Here is a 20,018-nt window from a genome sequence, read left to right on the forward strand (position 1 = left end):
TCCGGGCGCAGCAGGGCGCAAAAGGCCGTCCGGAGAGCCGCATCTGGCGGACTTCTTCAGGCAGGTATGCTGGAGAGGCTTGTCCGCAGCGGGTCTTGAGGCAGGTGTGCCGAAGAGCCCGGACAGGTGCGGCGCTTCAGATACCCGCCTGACGCACTTTGCACCCAAAATCCGGCACTTGATGCCCCGAGTAAGACAGTCTCCTACAGCCTTGCCGGGCGCGGCAGAAGTTGCCGGAAACTCTTGCCGAATTGCCGTATTTTTCCCCTGTTGTTCCCTCGCTTCGAGTGCCCGCGGACAGCGAATAATGCAGTCGTGGAAGGCTCGTATGGATGAGCTTCCGGTGCAGGGTTCGGAGCGGGGTATTCATCATGGTCAAGGTCAATCGGTATGTCGGCAAAACAGCACGCGAAGCTCTCGCAGCGGTCAAGGCGGAGCTCGGCCCGGATGCGGTGGTGCTCTCCAACCGTGCGGTCGATGGGGGTGTCGAGATTGTGGCAATCCCGTCCGACCAGATGGGTGAGCTGACTGCGACCGTGCGTGAGGCACGCGAAGTCAAGCCGGCGCCGGTTCAGCGCCCGGCGCCCGCAGTGCGGCCGGCCACACCGGCTGCCGCTGACGAAGATGACTTCACGGTAACGCTTGGCCAGCACATTGCCCGCATGGCGCGCGAGACCCAGCAGAGCCTGCCCGCACGGGCTCGCCCGACACCGCAGTTCGAACAGCGGCTGGATGCTCGCCCAGCGCAGGAGGCGGCCGGCAGTCAGATGAATGTGCGCGCGTTCAACCCGCCGCGCGTGCTGCCCAATGGCGAGCCGTATCCGCAGGAGCCGGCCCAGGTTGCTGCGCCACAGGTGCGCAAGCCGGAGTCCTCGCGCTTGGCCATGCCAGTTGCGCAGATCGAACGTGATGCGCAGATTCAGGCTCTGGAGAATTCCAATGCGCGTCTGGCCGATGAACTCGGCTCGATCAAGGGCATGCTGGAGCGCCAGCTGGCGGGGTTTGCCTGGAGCGAGATTTCGCGCAATGCGCCAGCACGAACCCAGATGATGAGCGAGCTGCTGGAAGCGGGTTTTTCGGCCCAGCTGGCACGCAGCCTGACCGACGAGCTGGCAGGCGATCTGACGCCGGCTGATGCGCGCAGCGCCGTCAAGAACCGTCTGGACCGTCAGCTCAAGCTCGTTGACAGCGATGCGGACATTATCGAACGCGGCGGCGTCTACGCGCTGGTGGGGCCTACCGGCGTGGGCAAAACGACAACGGCCGCCAAACTTGCGGCACGATGCGTCGTGCGCCATGGCGCCGACAAGCTGGCTCTGATCACGACCGATGGCTACCGGATAGGTGCGCATGAACAGCTGAGAATCTATGGCCGCATCCTCGGTGTGACCGTGCATGTGGTGCGCGACGCGGCCGATCTGCGCCAGACGCTGCAGGATCTGCGCAACAAGCACATGGTGCTGATCGACACGGTGGGCATGAGCCAGCGTGACCGCATGGTGCTGGAACAATCCTCGATGCTGACGGCGGCCGGCGTGGTGCGTCGCCTGCTGGTGCTGAACGCCACGGCGCGCGGCGATACGCTGGATGATGTGGTGCGCGCCTATGATGGCCCGGATCTTGCGGGGTGCATCCTGAGCAAGGTGGATGAGGCGGCATCGCTGGCGCCGGTACTGGATGTGGCGTTGCGTCGCGAATTGCAGGTGTTTTACGTGGCCAACGGGCAGCGGGTGCCGGAAGATCTGCATCTGCCCAATCGCACATACCTGATTCATCGCGCCTTGCGTGAAGTGGGCGCCGATTCGGCCTTCAAGCTGGATTCGGCAGAGGCTTGCATGCTCATGGCAGGCCAGCAGACAGGAGCCAGAACAGCCATGCGGGGAGCACGCTGATGAAGAAACAGATGGATCAGGCGGACGGACTGCGCCGCCTGTTCCGCACGGCACCGCCGGAAGTCATGGCTGTGCTGCCGTGCGGAGCGGTGACGACACGTTGGGTGGCGCTCCAGGCGCAGGCCCGGGCGCGGGCCGGCCGGCAGGTGCTGGCCTTGGATGAGCGGCAGGCTTGTGGCAATCTGGCTGATTGCCTTGGCGTTTCGCCGCGTTTCGATCTGCTGCAGGCGGTGACCGGACAGATCGGCGAAGCGCAGTGCGTACAGGATGTCATGCCGGGTTTGCAGCTGGCACAAGTCGGCCAGCTGGTGCGCGAACTGGGTGCCGAACGGGTCACCAATCAGCGAACCGTGAATCTGCTGCAAAGCCTGCAGGCAGGCTGTGACGAATGGTTGCTGCTGGCGCAGCCGGGTGAAATGGAGGGACTGTCGCCGCTGGTTCTGGCTGCGCCGCGTCTGACTTTGGTGGTAGATGCGCATCCGCAGTCGGTGACCGCAGCCTGGGCCAGCCTCGCGCGTCTGGTACGCGAGGCGCCAGAGATGAGTTTCGTGCTGTGTCACGCCGGCGAGCATGATGCACGGGCCAGAGCTACACTGGACAGATTCTGTCAGCTTGCCGCCCAGCGTCTGGGCCGGCGGGTCGAACAGGCCGGCAGTCTGGGCGAAGCCCTGCTGTTGCGGCACGGCATGGGCGAGCTGACCACACGTTATTTTTTGCAAAGAATCCTTCAGACTTGTCGTCCCCCTGCCGTTAAACCTTTTGAAGCCCGATTTCCGGGCACTCCTGCGCACGTGCGGATGAGTCTGCCCTAGAGTTGGAATAGAGCCCGCCGGAGCTGTCTGTTTGACGGTCTGGTGGCACACTGCAGCGTGACAATGAAACCAGCGCCTTGAGTGCTTGCCACTCCAGGCAGACCGCAGCCCGGAACAAGAAGAGAGATCACGATGTATAACGCGGCTGGAACCCTCGATAAAAACCAGCTCATCACGCGCTACGCGCCGCTGGTCAAGCGGATTGCCTATCACCTGATGGCCAAGTTGCCGGCCAGCGTGCAGGTGGAGGACATCATCCAGAACGGCATGCTCGGTCTGCTCGACGCGATTACGCGCTATGAGGAAGGGCTGGGGGCACAGTTCGAGACTTATGCAGTACAGCGCATTCGCGGTGCCATGCTTGATGGGCTGCGCGAGAACGACTGGCTGCCGCGCAGCCTGCGCCGTGAAATGCGGCGCATTGAAGGCGCCGTGCATACCCTTGAACAGCTGCATGGCCGTCAGCCGACCGAGCGCGAACTGGCCGATGTGCTGGGCATGGAACTGCCGGAATACCAGAAGATGCTGCAGGAAGCCCGCGGTTATCAACTGGTGTATTTCGAGGATTTCGGCGACGACGAGGACGATGATTTCCTTGAGCGGCACATGGTAGGGGATTCTGCCGATCCGCTCTCCCTGCTGGAGGATCAGAACATGCGCAATATCCTGATTCTGGCCATTGACGATCTGCCCGATCGCGAAAAAATGGTGATGGGTCTCTACTACGAGGAAGACATGAACTTGCGCGAAATCGGTGAGGTTCTGGGAGTATCCGAGTCGCGTGTGTGCCAGCTTCACAGCCAGGCCATCGCGCGTCTGCGTTCGCGCATTTCGGGCGGCCGCGAGGCGGCGCGCCGTCGTCCTCAGCGCGCCAGCGCCGCCTGACGCAGCAAGCTTTCCCGGGGGAAACGCTGGATGGATATCATCAGCATCATTGGTCTGCTTGTCGGTTTGCTGGCGATCATTCTTGGTCAGATCCTGGAAGGTGGGCATCTCGGTTCGCTGGTGCAGCCCACAGCTCTCCTGATCGTTTTGGGCGGCACGACCGGTGCGGTGATGCTGCAGACTCCCTGGCGGATCTTCAAGCAGGGCATGCAGATGGCCGCATGGGTGTTCAAGCCTCCCGTGCCACACATTCCGGATCTCATCGCCGAGGTGGTGGTCTGGAGCGGGATCGCACGTCGGGAGGGCTTGCTGGCGCTGGAGGCCCGTATCGACGCGCAGTCTGACCCTTTCGTACGCAAGGGGCTGCAGTTGCTGGTTGATGGGCTGGAGCCCGAGCGCATCCGCGATGTGCTGGAGGTCGAGATCAGCATCTGGGAAGCAGACATGAAGCAGGCCAGCAAAGTGTGGGAGGCTGCTGGGGGCTATGCTCCCACCATCGGGATCATTGGCGCGGTGATGGGCCTGATTCACGTGATGGAGAATCTTTCCGAACCCTCAAAGCTGGGCGCCGGGATTGCCGTGGCTTTCGTGGCAACGATCTATGGGGTCGGGTCGGCCAATCTGGTTTTCCTGCCGATGGCCAAAAAGCTGCAGGTAACCCTGAGCCATCTCGTATCGGTGCGCGAGATGCTGGTGGACGGCTTGATCGGAATCGCGCGTGGCGATAATCCACGCCTCATCGAGAGTCGGCTGGAGAGCTACATTCTCGGTCCTCGCTGAGTACAGGCCACTCTTTTTCGACCACCCCTGAAGACCCGCGTGGGTATTCGTTCTCGCGGTGCAGGGGCTGAAGAGGTCCGCTCCATCCGTGTGGGCAGGGCTGCCGCCTGAAGAGCCTTCTCCTGTGCGGCTCCTGGAGCAGGCTCTGGTGTGCATTGGCTGATCGTGCCCGCAAGGCGTGCACCGGTGATGACAGCAAGGGCGGATTCATCCGCTCATCCGCGCACGGATCAGGCTCTCTTTAAGAACCCCGCAGCAAGCGAATTGACCTGGTAATTACTGGATATTGCTGGATGCCGGCAGCAGCTGTGGGCTGCCGTGTACGTTGGCGGCGCTGTCATCCGTGTGCGGTGCTTCCAGCGGGAGGTGGATGATGAAGCAGGTGCCCGCGCCCGGGGAACTGACCAGCTGGATGTGGCCGCCCAGCAGGCTGGTGATGATGTTGTAGACAATGTACAAGCCCAGCCCGCTGCCACCCTGACCCAGGCGGGTGGTGAAAAACGGATCGAACACCCGTCCTTGCTTTTCGATCGGGATGCCCGAGCCATTGTCGGAGAGCATGAGCACGACATCCTTGTCACCCAGGCGGCTGGCTGAAATCAGCAGACCTCCGGCCTGGCCCGGCTCGAAGGCATGCACCGTGGCATTGGTGACGATGTTGGTGATGACCTGATCCAGGGGCCCCGGATAACTGTTCAGAACGATGTTCTCGGGGATGTCGATGCTCAGGCTGTGCTGCTGTTTGCGCAGGGTCGGGCTGAGCGTGGCGACAACTTCCTGCACCGTTTGCAACAGGTCGAATTCGCGGCGCTGGGCACTGGTCTGATCGACTGCGACCTGCTTGAAGTTGCCTACCAGCGTGACGGCGCGATAGGCATTGCGTTCGATCAGCAGACAGCCCTCTTCACAGATCTGCATGAATTCGGTCAGGTCGGATTTTCGCAAGCTGCCGGCGTCGATGGCACGATTCATGTCGCGGACCTGATCACGCAGGGAGGTGGAAGCCACCAAAGCATTGCCCAGCGGGGTGTTCAACTCATGTGCCACGCCGGCAACCAGATTGCCCAGAGAGGCGAGCTTTTCGCTTTGCACCAATTGCTCCATGGCCTGCGATAACTGATCGTTGGACTGGCGCAAAGCAGTGGTGCGCTCAACGACACGTTGCTCCAGGGTCTGATTGAGCTGACGAATTTCGGCTTCGATGGCTTTCTGTGCCGAGATGTCCTTGGCGGTGCCACGGTAGCCGGTGAATTCTCCGTTCAAACCAAAAACCGGGTCGCCGCTGGCCAGCAGGTGCAAAAGTCGTCCATCCGGCATTTGCAGGGCGAGTTCGAAATCGCGGAATGGCTGGTGGGCTTCGGCTGTCTTCCGGTGTTGTTCCCAGGCTTCTTCGTAGCCCAGGTTGCGCGGGTTTTCCCAGGCCCGCAACCCCAGCATCAGGACATTGCGTGCCAGCAATTCACCGGCTCGCTGACCGGAGAAGGCGGTGTACTGCAGCAACTCGTTCTGCTCCCAGAAAAAATCGCTGGACATGTCCGAAAGCGCCCGGAAGCGTCCCTCGCTGTCGCGCAGGGCGTGCTCGGCCAGGGTGCGCTGCATGGCACTGAGGCGAAAGTCCTTCAGGCCGCCGGCAAGCTGTCCCAGTTCGTTGTTGCCGACTTCAGGTACCGGATGTTCGAAATTACCCGAAGAGAACGCTTCCACGGTGCGCAGCAGCTCGGTCAGCGGGGTCTGGATGGAATTGAACACCAGTGCGCCAAACATGAAAGTGACCGCTACGATCAACAGGCTGGTCACGACGGCGAACGTGTTGATCAATGTCAGCCGCTGCAGATAGCGGCTGCGCAAAGTGCCTTCTATTTCGGCATAGCGTTTATCGAGATTTGCTGCCGCATTTGAAATGGCTTGCTGGCTGGCCTCGATCCGGGTTTCCATGATCTGGTTGCGGATGGCATAGTTTCGCTGCAGGCTGCCCAGGCCCGAAATCATGGTGTGGACCTGTTTTTGCAGGTTTTTCAGTGCCTTGCGTTCAAATTCACTGGGGGCGAGCGTTTCGAGCAATGGGGCGAGCTGGGCCACGCGCTCCAGCGATCCCCGGGTACTCAGGCTGATGGTGGTTTCGCGTTTGGCATAGTAGGCATTCATCTTCAGCAGTGAGTCGATGAAGGCATTGACAGCGACGACCGAGGCAGGGCCCAGCAGCGTCTGGCCTTTCTTCTGACTGGTGGCGCTGATCACCACGGCCAGAAGTTCGGCTGCATGCCGGCTGGGTTCGATCAATTCATTCTGGTAGATCTTGTCGATGTCCTGATTGAGCTGTTTGAGCTCCCGGTAGCCGGTGATGAAGTTTTGCAGGGACTGACGCAGCATCAGCAGGTTTTCGCTGTATTCGTTCCTGGATTTGTCCAGTTGCGAGAATTCCAGGAAGAGCTGCTCGGTCGCCTTGTCGATCTGTTGCTGCAATGCTTCATCCGAGGAGGTCAGATAGTTCTGGATGGCAACCTGCAGGCGCGCTGTTTCGGTGTTGAAGTGCTGCAGTTGACGTTGCTGCAGGTTCAAACCCTCGATGGATTCAAAGTAGCTGTCTTTGAGGGTGCTGGCGAGCAGGCTCAGTGTCAGCAGCAGGATCAGCCCGGCTACGTTCAGCAGGGTCAGGTAGCGCAGGCGCTGCTGGATCGAGGTGGCGTTGAGCCAGTCATGAATGCGCTCCAGCAGGAGGGTTGCCGACGGACGGATCATTTAATGGCCCGGATCCTCTTGATCAGGTTTTGCTGCTGTGGGTCGCTCGCATATCGGGCATAGACAGGCTGAACCGCGGCGGTGAATCGGGCTATCTGCTCCTTGGGCAATTCATTGAATTTCACGCCTGCCAGTTTGAGTGTGGCCTCTACGCGCTCTTCGCGCTGCTGCCACATGTCGCGCATGACAGCGACGGATTCACGGGCCGCCTTGCGCAGCATTACCTGCTCGGACTGGGAGAGTTTGTCCCAGGAAATTTTTGACATTACCAGCACCTCGGGCGACATGGTGTGGCGGGTCAGACTGAAAATCGGGGCGTATTTGTAATGCTCGGTGCTGCTGTAGGAGGGCAGATTGTTTTCTGCGGCCTCGACCAGATCATTGTTCAGTGCCCGCGCGGTCTGGGCAAATGGCAGGCGCACCGGGCGTGCCCCGAGCAGATCAAAGACCATGAGTGACATTTCAGAGGGTTGTACGCGGATGTTCAGATCTTTCATGTCTTCGAGTTTCAGAATCGGCTTCTTTACCGTGTAAATACTCCGGATGCCTGCGTCGTAATAAGCCAGACCGATCAGTCCCTTGCTGGCGAGCGAGTCGAGTACTTCCTGACCAATCGGGCCATCCAGTACCTTGTGCAGATGCTCGGTGTCGCGGAACAGATAGGGCAGGGAGAATACCCGGCTGAGTGGAGCTATCGAGTCCAGCGCCTGAATGCTGACCCGGTTCATGTCCAGCTCGCCTGATTGCACGAGTTGCAGCAAGGGGCCTTCGTCGCCAAGCAGACCAGAGGAGAAGACGCGGATGCCCAGCTTGCGACCGGACGTTTTCTGAATCTGCTGATTCATGAATTGCACGGCCTGTACTGTCGGATAATCGTCCGGATGTACATCCGCTGAGCGCAAGGTGCGCATTCCATCCGTCGTATCGATGGCTCCCGCGTTGCCTGCCAGCAGTGCCAGTATTGTGACCATCCCGATCAGGATTCTTGTGCCTCTGGTCATGGGTTTCCCCTTTCTGCCTGACGTGGTTTTGCGTTGGGCCGCAGCTCGGGCGGCAAATCACGTCCGTGATATCTGCGGTAAATGTCATTGAGCCGTCCGTTGCGCAGATTTTCGACAACCCAGTCGCTGATCCACGCTCGCAAGGCTTTCTCGGATCTGGGGATGCCAATGGCCAGCTCAAACTCTTTTTGCACAAACTTCTCCTCGAATGGAGGGTTTGCCCCTTGACGGTTTATTTCGTCGATGACGGCCTGCTGACTGGAGAGCAGATCCAGCTTGCCTGCAACAGCAGCCTTGATGAGCAAGGCATCGTCGTCAAACGGCACCATTATGGCATCTGGCGCATGCTGCTCTATCTGTGCTGCATTGGATGTCAGGCGTGTGACGCCGATTCGCAGATTTGCCAGATCGGCGTAGCCAGTTATCTTCAGCGAGGGGTGCGCGGCGACAACGGTAAAGAGTTTGGCATATGGCGGTGAAAAGCTGATTATCCTCTCGCGTTCCGGAGTGATCGAAAGACTCGAGATCACGATATCAGCGCTGCCGGTTTCAAGGGTTTTGAGCCGACCGGCATTGCTGGTGCGGACGATCTCCAGTCTTACGCCCAGATCACGTGCCAATATCCCTGCCGTATCGACATCCGAACCGCGCAGCTCCTGTTTTGCGTCCAGATAGCTGAAGCGGGGAACGCCAATCGCGATTCCGACCCGTAATCTGCCCTGGTTTCGGATGCTGGCAAGATCTGCCTGTGCCGCCCCGCACAGGCAGAAAAGCAGAGAGCCAAGTCCCAGAGTACGGATCAGGGCGGTCGCCAGAACCTTCATTTGCCCTCCGCGGTAGTCGTGGGCGGAATGATTGTGCCCGGCAATTTTTGACCATGATGCCTGCGGTAAATTTCTCCTAGACTGTTGTCGCGCAAGCGGCTGACGACCCAGTTGTTAACCCATTCACGCAGACTCTTTTCGCCCTTGGGCATGCCAACGGCTACGTCGAACTCCATCTGGGTGAACTGGACGATCAAAGGGCGTTTCGGGTTCATCCGGTTGGTGTTGATCACCACGCTTTCCGGGGCCGTCATGATTTCAAATTCGTTGGATATGTAACCCATCCCCAGTTTGTCATTTTCGGGGTATTCGACCACTTTGCTGTTTGGGGCGTTTTTCCGCAAATGAGCCAGGTTGGAACTGGCAGCAAGTGCTCCGATAGTCTTGTTTGACAGGTCGAGCATTGAGGACAGCTTGTGGGGGTGAGGTGCTGCGATCACCACCGCGATGCGTGCGTAGGGGACAGAAAAGGCAATCAGACGTTCGCGTTCAGGTGTGATCGACAATGCCGAGACCACCAAATCGGCCTGTTGCTCTTGCAAAACCGAGATTCGTTCCGAATTGGTAATGCGCACGATCTGCAGTCTTACACCAAGATCCCGAGCCAGCAGGTTTGCCGTTTCCACGTCCGATCCGACCAGTTCCTTGTGGCCATTCTCGAAATTGAAAGGAGGGACTGCTCCCGCTATCGCAATGCGGACCGTACCTGCATGACGGATGCGGGAAAGCTGGTCTGCATTGGCTGGCAGGCTTGTCAGCAGAGCCAGCCCCGTCAGCAGGATTGTTCTCGGATGCATGCGGATAACTCTACGAACTCTTTCAATGCCCGCTCGTTCCGCGGCGGTGCGAGGCGGATGAAGCGTGTCTGCGGTTTTTTCAGAAGATTTGGCTGGCTTCAGCACTGATGCGGTGGACTGTTTCAAGCTTGCCTGCGGGGGCTGATGCGATGGTGCGGTGCGCCGGTGAAATTGCATCAGAGGTTTACCGCGGAGTGACTATCTTGGGCAGAACAGATTCGGGCAGATCATGTCCGTGGTGACGGCGGAAAACTTCATTCAGCTTGCCATTAGCCAGATTGGTGACAACCCAGTTGTTGATCCACTCACGAAGCGGGCGTTCGCTTTTGCGCATGCCGATGGCGATCTGATATTCACGCTGGATGAATTTCGCTTCCAGACGGCGATCTGTCACCATGTTGTTGATTTCCTTCAGGGTTGCATGCTGGCAGGAAATGATGTCGAACTGACGCTTCAGATAGCCTTCGATCAGGCTGCGCTCGTCTTCGTATTCAACAATCTCTACCCCGCTGGTGTGCTGTTTGAGTAGCGTGCCGTTTGAGGTGTTTCTCCCGACACCGACTTTTTTGCCGCGCAGATCCATGTAGCTGGTGATCTGGTACTGGCGGGGAGCTCCTACGATCAATGCGATGCTGGAGTAGGGGACGGAAAATGAGATGAGCTGTTCGCGTTCGGGCGTGATCGACAGGGCCGAGATGATCAGGTCGGCTTTTTTCGATACCATGGTTTCAATGCGGTCAGCGTTGGCGACGAACACGAACTCCGGTGTGACGCCAAGATCCTTGGCCAGCAATCGGGATGTGTCTACGTCAGAACCGACGAATCCGGCTTTCGGTTCGGTCACGCTGAAGCTGGGGAGCCCATTGATGATGGCAATGCGCAGTTTGCCGGCGGCCTTGATGTCCGCCAGCTGATCGGCACGCGCCAGATGCGGCATGGTGCAGGCACACAGTGCCAGTCCCCATGTGACAAGACTTACCGCAAGCGTTTTCATTAGCCAGCCTCCTTTGCGGGCAAGTATAGGGTTTTTCGCCAACCTGCCGTCTGCGCTTTGTTTTAGCCTTACATATTACGGAAAAGCAGGCCTGCAACTTGAGTCGTAGCCCGGCTTGCAGGGTTTTGGGCCCGATGGATTTGAGTGCGGCCACGCCTCTGCGGTATCATTCGCTTTTCCAGCACCCGTACTTCCATGACCAAGTTCGTTTTCGTCACGGGCGGTGTCGTGTCCTCACTGGGCAAGGGCATTGCAGCCGCATCACTGGGGGCCATCCTCGAATCCCGAGGCATCCGCGTCACCCATCTCAAACTCGATCCCTACATCAACGTCGATCCGGGCACCATGAGCCCCTTCCAGCACGGCGAGGTCTTCGTGACCGAAGACGGTGCGGAGACCGACCTTGATCTTGGTCACTACGAGCGCTTTACCAGCGCCAAGATGACCAAGCGCAATAACTTCACCACCGGTCAGATCTACGACACCGTGATTCGCAAGGAGCGGCGTGGCGAATACCTGGGCAAAACGGTGCAGGTGATCCCGCACATCACCGACGAAATCAAGGCCTCGATCAAGCGCGGTGCTGAAGGCGCCGACGTTGCCATTGTCGAAGTCGGCGGCACGGTGGGCGACATCGAGTCCCTGCCGTTTCTGGAAGCCATTCGCCAGATGGGCTTCGAAGAAGGCCGCAGCAACACCTGCTTCATGCACCTGACGCTTCTGCCCTACATCGCGACGGCGGGCGAACTGAAAACCAAGCCGACCCAGCACTCTGTCAAGGAGTTGCGCGAGATCGGCATCCAGCCAGACATCCTGCTGTGCCGCTGTGATCGCGAGATCCCGGTTGAAGAACGTCGCAAGATCGCCCTGTTCTGTAACGTGATGGCCGAGGCCGTGATCGAAGTGCAGGATGCGGACTCGATCTACAAGGTGCCGGGCATGCTGCATGAACAGATGCTGGACGAGATCGTCTGTCACAAGCTCGATATTCTGGCCAAGGCTGCCGACCTGTCGATCTGGGACAAGCTGGTCTATGCGCTGGAGAATCCGCAGCGCGAAATCGACGTGGCCTTCGTTGGCAAATATGTCGACCTGACCGAATCGTACAAGTCGCTGATCGAAGCCTTGAAGCACGCCGGCCTGCACACCCAGAGCAAGGTCAACCTGCACTATCTCGACTCCGAAGACATCGAGAAGGACGGCTGCGGGGCGCTCAAAAAGATGGACGCGATCCTCGTGCCCGGCGGCTTCGGCAAGCGCGGCACCGAGGGCAAGATCGCGGCGATCCGTTTCGCTCGTGAGAACAAGATTCCCTATCTGGGCATCTGTCTGGGCATGCAGCTGGCGACCATTGAGTTCGCTCGCCATGTGGCTGGGCTGGAAGGCGCCAACAGCACCGAATTCGAACCGCAAGGTCCGCATCCGGTCGTGGCTCTCATCACAGAATGGCTGGATCGTGAAGGTCGTGTCGAGACGCGCAGCGAAGGCTCCGATCTGGGTGGCACCATGCGCCTGGGCGCGCAGAAGTGCCCGATCAAGGCGGGTACTTTGGCTGCGAGCATTTACGGCCCGAGCGTGACTGAGCGCCACCGTCATCGCTACGAAGTGAACAACGTCTACGTGCCCAAGCTTGAAGCTGCCGGCCTGATCATCTCGGCGCGCACCCCGACCGAAAACCTGCCGGAAATCATGGAGCTGCCACAAGACATGCATCCCTGGTTCGTCGGTGTGCAGTTTCACCCGGAATTCACTTCCAACCCGCGCAATGGCCACCCGCTCTTCATCGCCTACGTGAAGGCTGCCATTGCCCAGCGTGAGGGCAAGCAATGAAACTCTGTGGATTCGACGTCGGTCTGGACAAACCTTTCTTCCTGATCGCCGGTCCCTGCGTGATCGAGTCACGCGAGATGGCGCTGGAAACTGCAGCTGAACTGAAGGCCATCACCAGCGAGCTGGGGATTCCCTTCATCTACAAGTCGAGCTTCGACAAGGCCAACCGTTCTTCGGGCAAGAGTTTCCGTGGTCCGGGCATGGATGCCGGGCTGGAAATCCTCGCCGAAGTGCGTTCGACCCTGAATGTGCCGGTGCTCACCGATGTGCACGACGAAGCCATGATTGCCCGCGTGGCGTCGGTGGTGGATGTGTTGCAGACCCCCGCCTTCCTGTGCCGCCAGACCGACTTCATCCACGCTGTGGCCACCTGCGGCAAGCCGGTGAACATCAAGAAGGGCCAGTTTCTGGCGCCGGGCGACATGAAGCAGGTTGTGTTGAAGGCTAAGGAAGCCAATGGCGGCGCGGATAGCATCATGGTCTGCGAGCGCGGCGCATCCTTCGGCTACAACAACCTTGTCTCCGACATGCGTTCGCTGGCAATCATGCGCGAAACGGGTTGTCCGGTGGTGTTCGATGCCACTCACTCGGTGCAGTTGCCGGGCGGGCAGGGCGACAAGAGCGGGGGCGCGCGCGAGCATGTGCCGGTGCTGGCGAGGGCGGCGGTGGCGGTCGGGATTTCCGGCCTGTTCATGGAAACCCACCCGAATCCGGAATGTGCGAAGTCCGATGGCCCGAATTCCTGGCCACTGGGCAAGATGCGTGAGCTGCTGGCGACGCTCAAGGCGATTGACAGCATGGTCAAGCAGCAGGGTTTTGCCGAGCTGCGCCTGTGATTACGCACGTTGTCCTGTTCAAGCTGCTGCCCGGCGTCTCCCCGGAGAGCCGCGCGGCGCTTGAGTTTCACGCAGCCATGCTCGAATTGCCGCGCCAGATCCCGCTGATCAGGGCATGGCGCTGCGGATTCAATACAGTGGCTGATGCGCAGGCTGCCGATTATCTGCTGGTGGCCGAGTTCGATAATCAGGAAGATCTTTTTGCCTATTTCGAACACCCGGCTCATGTTGCGGCGGTGCGCTGTCTGGATGGAGTGGCTGATCTGCAATTTGCTGACCTTGCGGGCTGAAAACGCCTTGTTTCTGCGTCCGGTCAAGCAGACATGATCTTCCTTGCGTAGAATTACGCAGTTTTTCGCGTCGGCAGCACTCCCCCGTGCCAGGACGCACCCCGGCTCAGGCCGGTCGAGACCGGCTGCGATGGCAGCTCGCTCATTGAACAGATTGACTAACTAGGGAAAAAACATGAGTGCAATTATTGACGTTATTGCCCGCGAAATTCTGGACTCCCGCGGTAACCCCACCGTTGAAGCCGATGTGCTGCTCGAATCCGGCGTGATGGGCCGTGCGGCCGTGCCGTCCGGCGCCTCCACCGGCTCGCGCGAAGCCATCGAACTGCGTGATGGCGACAAGGCTCGCTATCTGGGCAAGGGCGTGCTGAAGGCTGTTGAAAACGTCAACACCGAAATCTGCGAAGCGCTGGTCGGTCTGGATGCTGAAGAGCAAACTTACATCGACCGCGTTATGATCGAACTGGACGGCACCGAGAACAAGAGCCGCCTGGGCGCCAACGCCATGCTGGCCGTGTCGATGGCCGTGGCTCGCGCCGCGGCTGAAGAAGCCGGCCTGCCGCTGTATCGCTATTTCGGCGGTTCGGGCCAGATGAGCCTGCCGGTGCCGATGATGAACATCATCAACGGCGGCGCGCACGCCAACAACAGCCTGGACTTCCAAGAATGCATGATCCTGCCGGTGGGTGTGCCGAGCTTCCGTGAAGCCCTGCGTTGCGGCGCTGAAATTTTCCATGCGCTGAAGAAGATTCTGGACAAGAAGGGCTACCCGACGACCGTGGGCGACGAAGGTGGCTTTGCCCCGAACGTATCCGGCGCTGTTGAAGCCCTGGAACTGATCATGGAAGCCATTGCCGCAGCCGGTTATACCGCAGGCAAGGACGTGATGTTGGGTCTGGACTGTGCTGCTTCCGAGTACTACAAGGACGGCAAGTACGAAATGCACGGCGAGAAGCTCACGCTGACTTCCGCGCAGAACGTGGATTTCCTCGCCAGCCTGGTCGACAAGTTCCCGATCATCTCCATCGAAGACGGCATGGCCGAGCAAGACTGGGATGGCTGGAAGCTGCTGACCGACGCGCTGGGCAAGAAGGTGCAACTGGTGGGTGACGATCTCTTCGTGACCAACACCAAGATCCTGCAGGAAGGCATCGACAAGGGCATCTGCAACTCGATCCTGATCAAGGTGAACCAGATCGGTACCCTGACCGAGACTTTCGCTGCTGTCGAAATGGCCAAGCGTGCTGGCTACACTGCCGTGATTTCGCACCGCTCTGGTGAAACCGAAGACAGCACCATTGCCGACATCGCTGTGGGCCTGAACGCTGGTCAGATCAAGACCGGTTCGCTCTCCCGTTCGGATCGCGTCGCCAAGTACAACCAGATCCTGCGCATTGAAGAAGATCTGGGCGACATCGCCGTGTATCCGGGCCGTGCGGCCTTCTACAACCTGCGTCTGAAGTAATCAGCCGAAGCTTGTAAGCAGTTACAATCGGGGCGCACCACATGGTGCGCCCTTTTTGTTTGCGAAACGCCCGGATTACGAACCATCATGCGCTGGCCTGCCATCTTTTTTCTTGCGTTGCTGATTGTGCTGCAATACCCGCTGTGGGTCGGCAAAGGCAGCTGGCAGGAAGTGCGCGAAGCAGAAGCCCGGCTCGCGGACTTGCGTGCGGAAAACCAGATACTGGAAAAGCGCAATGCTGATCTGGCCGCCGAGGTGAAGGATCTCAAGTCCGGCTATGAAGCGATGGAAGAGCGTGCGCGGCTGGAGCTTAATCTCGTCAAGCCTGGTGAGGTTTTTGTGCAGATTTCCGATGGTCCGGTAGATTACAAGTAACCTTTTCCTCTTTGGCTCTGATTCGGATTCAAATGCTGAAAAAATTAATTCAAAAGTTTGCATCAAAGGATGCTGCTCTGCCAGTGCCTGAGGTTCCGACAGTCTTAATCCCAGAGGCTGAGCGTAAGCAGATTCTTCGCAAAGCGAAAGTTGCTTTGCTCGAACGGAAAATGGAGCTGACCAAAGAATTGCTGGATCCTTTGTTGCTTGCCAACAAAAAAGATGGCGACGCTCTGGCTATTGAAGGATTCCGGCTGTTTGAATTAGGGGCGGATGAGCTCGCCGCGGGAGTTCTTCAACGAGCGCGTGAGTGTGGCTCTGATGACCCTCTTGTGCTCAAATTTCTGGCCTCTGCGCTTGCTAGGCTTGGGAAACGCATGTTTGCCTTGCCCATCGCAGAGCAGGCGAGGCTGCATCTGCCTACCGATGCAGCATTGCTGAATATGCTGGGTTCTCTTTATACGTCTGTTGATAATTACGAGGCTGCTGCAGAAGCTTTGAATAAGGCTTTGGAATACGCAACCTTGGATTTGGGGCTGGTTATCGTCTGTAATATTGCGATGCTGGAAGGTCGTGGCTTAGTCAATTTGCGAAAAAGGGTGGCATCCAGCAAAGGAGAACAAGTCCGAAAGCAATTGATGCGCCAGTTGTTGTCCGAAAGAAAACGACGCTCCTTGAAAGACAATGAAGCGAGAGCTCTGCTTATCCTCTGTGGAAGCGGTCCGGAATACCTTGATGTTGCAAAGCAGGAAGCTGATCGGCTTTATCTTGAGCCTTTGCTGGATGAATATACGGCAGTGCAGTTGGGGCGTTTTTATGCAACTTTCGGCGATTTAGGCCGTGCCACAGAAATGACAGAGCAGGCTGTCGACACGGGGGAAGGTGTTACTCGTTATTTTCTTGGCTTTCTGCTGGTAGCTGCTGGAGGCAAGCGTTGGTTCTCTGCCTGGGAAATGATGGATGAAGGCTTTCTGGGTATGTATGCCGCCTCGCGTGTGGTATCCGAAGTGCCCGTATGGAACGGACGAAGCTTGGGGAAAAAACGGCTTTTTGTATATCAGGACCAAGGCTTTGGCGATATTTTGATGGGTTTGCGTCTCCTCAAAGAGCTTGCTGCCAGAGGCATTCAGGCTGTTTTCATGTTCAAGCCAGGAATAGAAGCTGTGCTTGCTACTGCTGATACGGGCGTTGAGCTTCTGGCTTCCGAAGTCAGGCCTAATCCTAAGGACCTGGATTGTGCTGCCGCAGTACCCATGTTCAGTCTCGTTCGCTTATTGAAATTACAGCCAGAGCAATTGAAAAAACCGACCCTGATCAAAGCCTTGCCTGAGCGTTGTGTGTCATGGCGTGCGAAGCTGCAAGCAGAAAAACGGCTGCGTGTCGGTGTGGTGGTTACCGGAAATCCTTGGCGGATGGATGACTGGTATCGATCTCTGTCACCTCAGGATCTGGAACCCTTTTCAAAAATTGAAAACATTTGTTGGGTTAATCTATCTGTGGATGCGCGTCTCGAGCGCGATGCAATAATAAAAAAATTCGGAATGTTGGATCCAACTCCGAAGATAAACGACTTTGCTGATACCGCGGCAGTAATTGATGTTTTGGATGTGATCGTTGCGATTGATTGCTCCGTAGCGCACTTGGCTGCCGCCCTTGGAAAACGCGTCCTGGTGTTGGTGCCTGCCTCAATTGATTGGCGTTGGCAGATAGGTGACGATCATCAGCCTTGGTGGCCGACGTCCCAAACCTTCCGAAGTGCTGTTCCAGCAAAATGGAAGGATGCTGTCAGTGCTTTGACTGGGGAGTTGCAGGCTCTCGCGGTTTTGCATTCCGGGAGTCGTTGATAGTTGCCGTAACTGCTGTGCGCCTGCCGTTTATCAAACAGACCCATGCAGACGAATCGTTCGGGGCATAGATTAACTACGGCGCCATTTTCGAGCCCGGATCCGGTTTGATCCATCGTTCTGACCACAAAGATTTTTTGCGCACAATTGTCTATCGGATGTGAGTACTGTCTTATTTTTGTGTGTAAAAGCTGTGTAGTACAGAAATAACCTATTGCGAATCGGTTTTTTCTGCAGCGGGGGATGCTGTCAGTCGCGTAGCTATGCTATGACTGATTTTGTGGGCTAATGTTTTTTCGTAGCCGTTTTCAATCAAAGCCCATTGAAAACCATTGATCAATCTTGCTTTTCCAAATGTTCCAAGTTTTTCCTTGCGTTGAAAACCTTGGATGTGCCCTAACGCAATTTCAAACTCCCCAGAAAATCTTTTCTCATCGCCTGCTCGGTGGAAGGGCAGTCTTTGTGTGAACTGTTTGCCCAGTCTTTCCGCAAGCTCATCAATCTTTTTTCGATTCAGGAAATCAGAAATGAAACCCATTATTTTCTCACTTGACGATAGGTGGAATTTTTGACCTGACAGTGGTTGCCGGTTGTTTTTTATGGCTAAGTTGTTTAATCGACAAGGTCCGTGTATGGACCAAAGTCCGCAGGGTGGCCTATGTTGCGGTAGTGGTCAAATGTCAGCCAGTAGCGCGGGGGGTTGTACAGATTTTCTGGTGTAGAGATCTTGTCGAATGCATCGCCTACCAAATCATTGCGGACAAAAAAAGCATTTGATCCGGTAATGTTGGTTGCTACCAAAGTGTAATTCTTGTTTTTTGCCATCTCATCAAGTGCTACCAAGCTTGATCCCATGTAGTCGCCTCCGCGCCAGCTATTGTTGGGGTCAGGGACGGGCTTTTTTGAAACAGGGGGTGGAAATTTCGCATTGTATTCAATGCATATCACTTTGGGGTTGTATGAGAGGGCTTCCAGAAGATAAATATCGTTGCCGTCGATGTCGATCGACAGGAAATCCAGATTGTCACCGGTCATCCCTAGTGGGGTTAGTGTTCCCTTGATGCATGCGTTGATGTTGTCCGGGTATACGTATCCGATATCCACAAAAAGCCTGTTGGAATTTATCAATGATTCAAATTTGTTGAATATAGGATCTCTCTGTGCTTCATTCCCTTCGATCCAGGATCCACGCCACCCTTGGTGGATTAGATAAAGACTGTTGCACTCTAGCCCATTTTCGACGCCAATCTCGCAAAAAAAGCCTTTGCCTATTTTCAGACGCTTGAATATTTCATGAAGAATTCCGTCTTCATCGTTCTGGCTGTAAACCTTGTAGCCAAAAGGTTCCAGTCGCTTTGGGTTGCTGCGAAGGGGCGAAACCAGATTTTCTATTTCCTGACGTGCGAGGTAGCCCGCGTTTCTGCTGATTAGCGAGTAGAACGCACTGGCTAATTGATTCAGTTGCTCATCCATGGGTCATCTTTCGTGGGGCGGAGGTGTGTAAATACTACTCGAAGCCCGTTTTGCGGGGCAAACAATTCCAGACTATTGGATGCTATTTGAAAAGACTTCGAGCTCCCGTGAAGCGCTGCGCGTAATACGCCATATCTAGCCGGTCGACGCGTACTCGTCCTTTGCTCGACGGGGCATGCACGAAGCGACCGTCGCCCAGATAGATGCCCATGTGAGAGAATGTGCTGCCGTTGGTGTTGAAAAACACCAGATCGGCGGGCTGCAGTTCGCGGCGGCTGATCGTGCGGGTCTCAGCGGCGATCCTTGCGGCGTTGTGCGGCAATTTGCGTCGGGTTACCTGTTCCACGACTAGGCTCACCATGCCGCTGCAGTCCAGGCCTGCCTCCGGATTGCGTCCGCCGAACTGGTAGCCGGTGTCCAGCAAGCCCATTGCATACAGCACGATTTCATTGGCTGTTTTCTGATCCTGCTCGCGCAGCCGCTCCGGGCGGTCGTTTGCAGCAGGTGTGCCCGAAGAGCCAGGCGGAGCAGGCGTGTGCGAGCAGGCGGCCAGAAGAAGCAGTCCCAGAGAGGTTGTCAGAGCTGCGAGAAGGCGATGTCCTGGAATTCGGTGTAGATTGAGTTGTCGCCCGGCCGCATGAGAACCATGCCACAACCTTTGTCGGGCTGACGTCCGTACAGAGGCTTGTGGGGTCAAAGGCATGGAGGCGTTCCCTGCAGAAAAGCGTGTGATGCCGTCCATTACACCTCCAGCCAGAAAGTTACTGGCCCGTCATTGACCAGGCTGACCTGCATGTCTGCCCCGAACTCCCCGGTTTCCACCGTCGGGTGCGCCGTGCGGGCCAGATCGCACAGGTGATCAAAGAGCTCGCGAGCCTCCTCGGGCGGCGCGGCAGGGGTGAAGCTCGGGCGAGTGCCTTTTTTCGTGTCGGCTGCCAGCGTGAATTGCGAGACCAGCAGTAGCCCATCGCCCGTGTCGGAGAGTGAGCGGTTCATGCGCTGGGCTTCATCAGGGAAGACGCGATAGGCCAGCAGCTTGTCAAGAATCCGCCGGGCATGGCTCGCATCATCATCACGTTGCACCCCGATCAGGGCCAGCAGACCGGGGCCAATTTCGCCGACGCAACGTTCTTCGACCTGTACAGCTGCGTGGGAGACTCGCTGGATCAGGGCAATCATTG

The 20,018-nt window shown here is 57.5% G+C and carries 19 protein-coding genes; 10 read left to right on the forward strand and 9 right to left on the reverse strand.

All coding sequences use genetic code 11. The annotated features are described in order from the left end of the window. The first annotated feature begins 371 nt into the window (after window positions 1-371). The 4 genes from flhF to Q9Q94_RS13660 all read left to right on the forward strand — a co-directional run bounded on the left by flhF (window position 372) and on the right by Q9Q94_RS13660 (window position 4,369). Window positions 372-1,892, forward strand: a complete 1,521-nt coding sequence (gene flhF / locus Q9Q94_RS13645) for a flagellar biosynthesis protein FlhF (RefSeq protein ID WP_305980654.1) — start codon at window positions 372-374, stop codon at window positions 1,890-1,892. After that, the gene (locus tag Q9Q94_RS13650) at window positions 1,892-2,704 is read left to right on the forward strand and encodes a hypothetical protein (protein ID WP_305980655.1); all 813 of its coding nucleotides are present in this window, start codon (window positions 1,892-1,894) and stop codon (window positions 2,702-2,704) included. Before flhF ends, Q9Q94_RS13650 begins: the two co-directional genes overlap by 1 nt. A gap of 132 nt (window positions 2,705-2,836) precedes the next feature. Next, window positions 2,837-3,589, forward strand: a complete 753-nt coding sequence (locus Q9Q94_RS13655; protein WP_305980656.1) for an RNA polymerase sigma factor FliA — start codon at window positions 2,837-2,839, stop codon at window positions 3,587-3,589. Between the two features lie 30 nt (window positions 3,590-3,619). Further along, the gene (locus Q9Q94_RS13660) at window positions 3,620-4,369 is read left to right on the forward strand and encodes a flagellar motor protein (protein WP_305980658.1); all 750 of its coding nucleotides are present in this window, start codon (window positions 3,620-3,622) and stop codon (window positions 4,367-4,369) included. 276 nt (window positions 4,370-4,645) lie between these two features. Here the strand turns inward: Q9Q94_RS13660 and Q9Q94_RS13665 are convergent, their stop codons facing one another. Genes Q9Q94_RS13665 through Q9Q94_RS13685 form a run of 5 tightly spaced genes read right to left on the reverse strand, consistent with a single transcriptional unit; the run spans window position 4,646 to window position 10,724 of the window. After that, window positions 4,646-7,108 carry an ATP-binding protein gene (locus Q9Q94_RS13665; protein WP_305980660.1) on the reverse strand — a complete coding sequence of 821 codons (2,463 nt, stop codon included), beginning with the start codon at window positions 7,106-7,108 and terminating at the stop codon, window positions 4,646-4,648. After that, window positions 7,105-8,109 (reverse strand): TRAP transporter substrate-binding protein, encoded by a 1,005-nt coding sequence (locus Q9Q94_RS13670; protein WP_305980662.1) that lies wholly within the window; start codon window positions 8,107-8,109, stop codon window positions 7,105-7,107. The genes Q9Q94_RS13665 and Q9Q94_RS13670 overlap by 4 nt, the downstream gene beginning before the upstream one ends. After that, on the reverse strand, window positions 8,106-8,933 hold the full coding sequence (locus Q9Q94_RS13675; protein ID WP_305980664.1) for a transporter substrate-binding domain-containing protein: 828 nt from the start codon (window positions 8,931-8,933) through the stop codon (window positions 8,106-8,108). Before Q9Q94_RS13675 ends, Q9Q94_RS13670 begins: the two co-directional genes overlap by 4 nt. Then, window positions 8,930-9,856: a transporter substrate-binding domain-containing protein gene (locus Q9Q94_RS13680; RefSeq protein WP_305980665.1), complete on the reverse strand. Its 927-nt coding sequence runs from the start codon at window positions 9,854-9,856 to the stop codon at window positions 8,930-8,932. The genes Q9Q94_RS13675 and Q9Q94_RS13680 overlap by 4 nt, the downstream gene beginning before the upstream one ends. A 58-nt stretch (window positions 9,857-9,914) precedes the next feature. Beyond that, on the reverse strand, window positions 9,915-10,724 hold the full coding sequence (locus Q9Q94_RS13685) for a transporter substrate-binding domain-containing protein (RefSeq protein WP_305980666.1): 810 nt from the start codon (window positions 10,722-10,724) through the stop codon (window positions 9,915-9,917). A gap of 195 nt (window positions 10,725-10,919) precedes the next feature. Between Q9Q94_RS13685 and Q9Q94_RS13690 the strand changes: the two genes are divergently transcribed. From Q9Q94_RS13690 to Q9Q94_RS13715, 6 genes are all read left to right on the forward strand, one after another. Beyond that, window positions 10,920-12,554, forward strand: a complete 1,635-nt coding sequence (locus tag Q9Q94_RS13690) for a CTP synthase (RefSeq protein WP_305980667.1) — start codon at window positions 10,920-10,922, stop codon at window positions 12,552-12,554. Continuing rightward, window positions 12,551-13,390 (forward strand): 3-deoxy-8-phosphooctulonate synthase, encoded by an 840-nt coding sequence (gene kdsA / locus Q9Q94_RS13695; protein WP_305980668.1) that lies wholly within the window; start codon window positions 12,551-12,553, stop codon window positions 13,388-13,390. Before Q9Q94_RS13690 ends, kdsA begins: the two co-directional genes overlap by 4 nt. After that, window positions 13,387-13,680: a Dabb family protein gene (locus Q9Q94_RS13700; protein WP_305980669.1), complete on the forward strand. Its 294-nt coding sequence runs from the start codon at window positions 13,387-13,389 to the stop codon at window positions 13,678-13,680. Before kdsA ends, Q9Q94_RS13700 begins: the two co-directional genes overlap by 4 nt. A 175-nt stretch (window positions 13,681-13,855) precedes the next feature. Next, a complete protein-coding gene (gene eno, locus Q9Q94_RS13705; protein ID WP_305980671.1) occupies window positions 13,856-15,145 on the forward strand; it encodes a phosphopyruvate hydratase in 1,290 nt (429 codons plus the stop codon). Window positions 15,146-15,232: 87 nt separating this feature from the next. Continuing rightward, entirely contained in the window at window positions 15,233-15,520 is a 288-nt protein-coding gene (ftsB, locus tag Q9Q94_RS13710) for a cell division protein FtsB (protein ID WP_305980672.1), read from the forward strand. Between the two features lie 32 nt (window positions 15,521-15,552). Then, window positions 15,553-17,364, forward strand: a complete 1,812-nt coding sequence (locus Q9Q94_RS13715; protein ID WP_305980673.1) for a hypothetical protein — start codon at window positions 15,553-15,555, stop codon at window positions 17,362-17,364. A gap of 211 nt (window positions 17,365-17,575) precedes the next feature. Here the strand turns inward: Q9Q94_RS13715 and Q9Q94_RS13720 are convergent, their stop codons facing one another. The 4 genes from Q9Q94_RS13720 to dtd all read right to left on the reverse strand — a co-directional run bounded on the left by Q9Q94_RS13720 (window position 17,576) and on the right by dtd (window position 20,016). After that, the gene (locus Q9Q94_RS13720) at window positions 17,576-17,902 is read right to left on the reverse strand and encodes a hypothetical protein (protein ID WP_305980674.1); all 327 of its coding nucleotides are present in this window, start codon (window positions 17,900-17,902) and stop codon (window positions 17,576-17,578) included. 74 nt (window positions 17,903-17,976) lie between these two features. Continuing rightward, window positions 17,977-18,837, reverse strand: a complete 861-nt coding sequence (locus tag Q9Q94_RS13725; protein WP_305980676.1) for a hypothetical protein — start codon at window positions 18,835-18,837, stop codon at window positions 17,977-17,979. Window positions 18,838-18,919: 82 nt separating this feature from the next. Then, the gene (locus Q9Q94_RS13730) at window positions 18,920-19,579 is read right to left on the reverse strand and encodes a C40 family peptidase (protein ID WP_371929853.1); all 660 of its coding nucleotides are present in this window, start codon (window positions 19,577-19,579) and stop codon (window positions 18,920-18,922) included. Then, window positions 19,579-20,016, reverse strand: a complete 438-nt coding sequence (gene dtd, locus Q9Q94_RS13735; protein ID WP_305980677.1) for a D-aminoacyl-tRNA deacylase — start codon at window positions 20,014-20,016, stop codon at window positions 19,579-19,581. Before dtd ends, Q9Q94_RS13730 begins: the two co-directional genes overlap by 1 nt. Window positions 20,017-20,018: the final 2 nt, after the last annotated feature.

Origin of the sequence: Uliginosibacterium sp. 31-16 (genome assembly GCF_030730865.1) — a bacterium.
GTDB lineage: Bacteria > Pseudomonadota > Gammaproteobacteria > Burkholderiales > Rhodocyclaceae > Uliginosibacterium.

Bases quoted from the DNA above. Each gene is read 5' to 3' on its own strand.
- flhF (WP_305980654.1), top strand. From the start codon at position 372: ATGGTCAAGGTCAATCGGTATGTCGGCAAAACAGCACGCGAAGCTCTC.
- Q9Q94_RS13650 (WP_305980655.1), top strand. From the start codon at position 1,892: ATGAAGAAACAGATGGATCAGGCGGACGGACTGCGCCGCCTGTTCCGC.
- Q9Q94_RS13655 (WP_305980656.1), top strand. From the start codon at position 2,837: ATGTATAACGCGGCTGGAACCCTCGATAAAAACCAGCTCATCACGCGC.
- Q9Q94_RS13660 (WP_305980658.1), top strand. From the start codon at position 3,620: ATGGATATCATCAGCATCATTGGTCTGCTTGTCGGTTTGCTGGCGATC.
- Q9Q94_RS13665 (WP_305980660.1), bottom strand. From the start codon at position 7,108: ATGATCCGTCCGTCGGCAACCCTCCTGCTGGAGCGCATTCATGACTGG.
- Q9Q94_RS13670 (WP_305980662.1), bottom strand. From the start codon at position 8,109: ATGACCAGAGGCACAAGAATCCTGATCGGGATGGTCACAATACTGGCA.
- Q9Q94_RS13675 (WP_305980664.1), bottom strand. From the start codon at position 8,933: ATGAAGGTTCTGGCGACCGCCCTGATCCGTACTCTGGGACTTGGCTCT.
- Q9Q94_RS13685 (WP_305980666.1), bottom strand. From the start codon at position 10,724: ATGAAAACGCTTGCGGTAAGTCTTGTCACATGGGGACTGGCACTGTGT.
- Q9Q94_RS13690 (WP_305980667.1), top strand. From the start codon at position 10,920: ATGACCAAGTTCGTTTTCGTCACGGGCGGTGTCGTGTCCTCACTGGGC.
- kdsA (WP_305980668.1), top strand. From the start codon at position 12,551: ATGAAACTCTGTGGATTCGACGTCGGTCTGGACAAACCTTTCTTCCTG.
- eno (WP_305980671.1), top strand. From the start codon at position 13,856: ATGAGTGCAATTATTGACGTTATTGCCCGCGAAATTCTGGACTCCCGC.
- ftsB (WP_305980672.1), top strand. From the start codon at position 15,233: ATGCGCTGGCCTGCCATCTTTTTTCTTGCGTTGCTGATTGTGCTGCAA.
- Q9Q94_RS13715 (WP_305980673.1), top strand. From the start codon at position 15,553: ATGCTGAAAAAATTAATTCAAAAGTTTGCATCAAAGGATGCTGCTCTG.
- Q9Q94_RS13720 (WP_305980674.1), bottom strand. From the start codon at position 17,902: ATGGGTTTCATTTCTGATTTCCTGAATCGAAAAAAGATTGATGAGCTT.
- Q9Q94_RS13725 (WP_305980676.1), bottom strand. From the start codon at position 18,837: ATGGATGAGCAACTGAATCAATTAGCCAGTGCGTTCTACTCGCTAATC.
- Q9Q94_RS13730 (WP_371929853.1), bottom strand. From the start codon at position 19,579: ATGGACGGCATCACACGCTTTTCTGCAGGGAACGCCTCCATGCCTTTG.
- dtd (WP_305980677.1), bottom strand. From the start codon at position 20,016: ATGATTGCCCTGATCCAGCGAGTCTCCCACGCAGCTGTACAGGTCGAA.